The sequence below is a fragment of the Acidovorax sp. KPB24-07 genome (assembly GCF_057543315.1).
On the sequence record NZ_BAAJYS010000549.1, the window covers coordinates 1 to 1,826 of the forward strand.

Sequence of the window (1,826 nt, forward strand, 5' to 3'; positions counted from 1 at the left end):
GCCGCACTGCTGAACCACCGCTCCATCAACGCCGCGCCAGCCGGCCTACCCCAAGTGCGAGCGCATCACCGATGGAATGTCCCGCAACTGGAACAGGCGGGTGGCATATTGCGGCGCATTCTTGCGCCCGAGCACGGACCGCAGGGCTTCCTGCGGCGCCTTCAGAAGATCGACCATTGACCCTGACCCCCTTTGTTTTTCAGTCACGCTGAGGCTTGCGTGAACGGGGCGGATTATGGCGAAAAAAATGACTTTACTCCCCCAACGTTGCTGTATGGATGGGTTGCAAGACGTAACCGTTAAGCAAATGATCTTGGTGCTGCGCGGAGCCATCGCGCACCGCCCGCAATGCCGCCGCAAAGCACTGCGATTTCGCCGGTATCGCCGATCGCGGGGCGGGCCGCGCACAGGGCCGATGGCTGTGCCGTCGCCTGCGTGCGACACTGAATGAATGCGCACCCGGCCAACGCACCGGGCTGCCCAACCCGCCGAATCCATGCAGCAGTCCACACCCCCCGATACCGCGCGCTCCACGGCCTCTGCCGTCGAAGCGTCCGCTTCCGTTCCAGTGCAGCCCTCGGGGCCTTTGCCCACGCCGAATGCCGGTGTGGCCGCCGGCATGGCCCTGGCCCTGGTCGGTGCCATCGCCTTCAGCGGCAAGGCCATCATCGTCAAGCTGGCCTATCGCCACGGCGTGGACGCGGTCACGCTCATCATGTACCGCATGCTGTTCGCGCTGCCGATCTTCGCGGCCATGGCGTGGTGGGCCAGCCGGGGCAAGGCGCCGCTCACGCGCCGCGACTGGGCGGGCGTGGCGTGGCTGGGGTTCACGGGCTACTACTTGGCGAGCTTTCTCGACTTCGCCGGGCTGGCCTACATCAGCGCCAGCCTGGAGCGGCTGATCCTGTACCTCAACCCCACCCTGGTGGTGGTGCTGGGCTGGGTGCTGTATCGCCGCAGCATCCGCTGGGGGCAGATGCTGGGCATGGCGATCAGTTACTGCGGCGTGGTGCTGGTGTTCGGGCACGAGGCGGGCCTGCAGGGCGCGTACGTGGCCTGGGGGGTGCTGCTGGTGTTCCTGTCGGCCGTGAGCTATGCGGTCTATCTGGTGTACAGCGGCGAGATGGTCAAGCGCATCGGCTCGCTGCGCCTGGTGGGCCTGGCGACCACGGTGGCGTGCGTGTGCTGCCTGCTGCAGTTCGCGGTGCTGCGGCCGCTGGGCGCGGCGGTGGTGGCGCCCGAGGTGCTGTGGCTGTCGTTGCTGAACGCCACGCTGTGCACGGCGGTGCCGGTTCTGCTGGTGATGATGTCCATCGAGCGCGTGGGCGCGGGCCTGGCCGCGCAGGCCGGCATGGTGGGGCCCCTGTCCACGATCCTGATGGGGGTGTGGCTGCTGGACGAGCCGTTCACGCTGTGGGTGGCGTCGGGCACGGCGCTGGTGCTCACGGGCATCTTCGTCTTCACCCGCATGGCGGCGCGCAAGCCCGCGCGCTGACGTCCTGCGGAGCCGGTGCATGGCGCCGCGCATTCCCCTTGCCCGGCGCTGGCGCGTCGCGCTTCGTATCATGGTCCTTTGATCGCTGGCGCACCGGGAGCAGGGCGCGTGCGGTGCCTCTTGGTGTGATTCGCAACGGGCCGGACGACCGGCCGTGAAAGGAGACTATGGACCTGGGTATTGCCGGTAAATGGGCGTTGGTGTGCGGCGCCAGCAAGGGATTGGGGTATGGCTGCGCCGAGGCGCTGGTGCGCGAGGGCGTGAACGTGGTGATCAACGCCCGCAACGCCGAGGCGCTGGACCAGGCCGCGGCGCAGCTGCTGGCCGCGGC

3 protein-coding genes are annotated in these 1,826 nt (G+C 68.1%); all 3 read left to right on the top strand.

What is annotated here, in order from left to right; all coding sequences use genetic code 11:
• The coding region (locus tag AC27IQ_RS23685) for a hypothetical protein (RefSeq protein WP_487091022.1) at nt 1-180 on the top strand (180 nt) is incomplete at its 5' end.
• Nucleotides 181-619: 439 nt separating this feature from the next.
• Complete coding sequence (locus tag AC27IQ_RS23690; protein WP_487091023.1) at nt 620-1,495, top strand: DMT family transporter; 876 nt, start codon at nt 620-622, stop codon at nt 1,493-1,495.
• Nucleotides 1,496-1,662: 167 nt separating this feature from the next.
• Nucleotides 1,663-1,826: SDR family NAD(P)-dependent oxidoreductase (locus AC27IQ_RS23695; RefSeq protein WP_487091024.1), on the top strand; the 164-nt coding region annotated here is incomplete at its 3' end.

What these genes read in the sequence shown, in the direction of transcription:
- AC27IQ_RS23690 (WP_487091023.1), top strand. Translation starts at nt 620, where the DNA reads ATGGCCCTGGCCCTGGTCGGTGCCATCGCCTTCAGCGGCAAGGCCATC.